Source organism: Aeromonas sp. 25-AL00135, from assembly GCF_054052385.1.
On record NZ_JBSTYQ010000054.1, the window covers coordinates 1 to 288 of the forward strand.

Sequence of the window (288 nt, forward strand, 5' to 3'; positions counted from 1 at the left end):
ACTGCACGCCGCGGTCTGAGTGATGGATGAGTTCACCGCCGCCACGCCGTTGCTTCAGCGCTTTCTTGAACGCCATCGCCACCGATTCGGCGTGCATCCCTTCGTGCACGTGATGGCCCACTATCTTGCGTGAGTACGCATCCGTCACCAGGCTCAGGTACAGCGGCCCGCTCCTGGCTGGCAGATAGGTGATGTCAGCGACCCAGACCTGCTCCGGGGCCACCGGCGTGACCTGCTCTGGCCCCGCCTTGAGCAAGTTGGGATGACGGTAGAAACGGTGAAAACTGT

1 protein-coding gene is annotated in these 288 nt (G+C 62.2%); it reads right to left on the reverse strand.

The features are described from left to right. On the reverse strand, positions 1–288 hold a 288-nt coding region (locus tag ACW5XC_RS20445; protein WP_456516117.1), incomplete at both ends, for a DDE-type integrase/transposase/recombinase.